Origin of the sequence: Kitasatospora sp. A2-31 (genome assembly GCF_022288725.1) — a bacterium.
In the GTDB taxonomy this organism is placed as follows: Bacteria; Actinomycetota; Actinomycetes; order Streptomycetales; family Streptomycetaceae; genus Kitasatospora.
This window is the reverse complement of the sequence record NZ_JAKNTA010000191.1, coordinates 1-1362: the sequence shown is the minus strand read 5'-3', so window position 1 is coordinate 1362 and position 1362 is coordinate 1. Positions and strand designations below refer to the sequence as shown.

Here is a 1362-nt window from a genome sequence, read left to right as displayed (position 1 = left end):
GAGCGGGACGCGGACCGCACCGGCCATCGCGATGCAGGCGGCGTACGAGTCGTAGAAGGGTTCGAGGGCGATCACCTCGTCGCCGGGCTCCAGCAGGGCGAGCAGGGCGGCGGCGATGGCCTCGGTGGCGCCGGCGGTCACCAGGACCTCGGTGTCCGGGTCGTAGGCCAGGCCCCGGAACCGCTGCTGGTGTTCGGCGATCGCACTGCGCAGCTCCGGAATGCCGGGGCCGGGCGGGTACTGGTTGCCCCGGCCCTCGCGCAGCGCCCGGACGGCGGCCTCGCGGATCTCCTCGGGGCCGTCGGTGTCCGGGAAGCCCTGGCCGAGGTTGATCGAACCGGTGGCGGTCGCGAGCGCGGACATCTCGGCGAAGATCGTCGTGCCCAGTCCGTCCAGCCTGCGGTTCAGCAGCGGCCTCGTACCCATTGCGGCTCCTCACGCCTCGGTGTCGGGCCCCATCCTCGGGCCGGGCGGGGGCCGCGGACAAGGACGGCCCGCCACCGGGTGCGCCGGTGGCGGGCCGTACGGGTGCGCGCGGCCGCGAACCGGCCGCCGGGGGCGGCGGGTCGGGCTCTCGGCGGCGGGGCTCAGGCCTCGTCGGAGCCCTCGGGGGCCTCGCCCTCGCCCTCCTCGCCCTCGATCTCCTTCTGCAGGCCGAGGCGCTCGATGATCCACTGCTCGAAGCCGACGGCGGCCTGGGTCCAGTTGGCCGTGGTGGTCACGAAGTAGTCCAGGTTGACGCCGGTGCCGACGATCATCTGGGCCTCGCCGATCAGACGGACCACGCCGTCCTCATGGGTGTGGGTGTAGACCTTCGGCCAGAGGGTCTCGCGGTTCCACTCGTCGATCAGGTCGAGGATCTCGCCCTTGGCCTCCAGCGGGTACGGGCGGTCGTAGAACGCCCGGACCGCGAAGAGCTCCTTGTGATCGCCGCGGAACATGTAGTAGACGCGGAAGCCCTCCCAGGGGGCGGTGAGGTCGCCCTCCTCGTCCACGACGTGCTTCAGCTGCATCTGGTCCAGCAGCTGGGTCACCAGCGCCTGGTCCGGAACGATGATCGGCGGCGGGCCGGCCGGCTGCCCGCCCTGGCCGCCGGGCTGCCCGCCCTGCGGCACGCCGAACGACGGGATGGACGACGGGTCGATGCTCATGGGGGTCCTCTTCCTCAGTGCACGTGGTGGCCGGCAATGAGAGGCCGCCCTTTCCACCTCCCATCCTGCCTCATTCGGGCCCGGCCTCACAGGGGCGGCCCGCACCCGGAGGGATCTTGACCGGGGCGCCCCGGCGGGCCCCGGCGACCCTGGGTGAGCGCCCCGGGTGAGCGCCCGGGGCGCCCCGGGGGCGGCCGTCGGCGTGCGGCGG

Annotated in this window: 2 protein-coding genes; both read right to left on the bottom strand. The window is 73.7% G+C overall.

The features are described from left to right. Positions 1-426 (bottom strand): aminotransferase class I/II-fold pyridoxal phosphate-dependent enzyme (locus tag MCM47_RS40785; RefSeq protein ID WP_238951837.1); only part of this gene is annotated, 426 nt, incomplete at its 3' end. Positions 427-587: 161 nt separating this feature from the next. Next, a complete protein-coding gene (locus tag MCM47_RS40780; RefSeq protein ID WP_238860333.1) occupies positions 588-1151 on the bottom strand; it encodes a YbjN domain-containing protein in 564 nt (187 codons plus the stop codon). Positions 1152-1362: the final 211 nt, after the last annotated feature.

Coding starts and splice junctions, on each gene's coding strand:
- MCM47_RS40780 (WP_238860333.1), bottom strand. CDS start 1,151: ATGAGCATCGACCCGTCGTCCATCCCGTCGTTCGGCGTGCCGCAGGGC.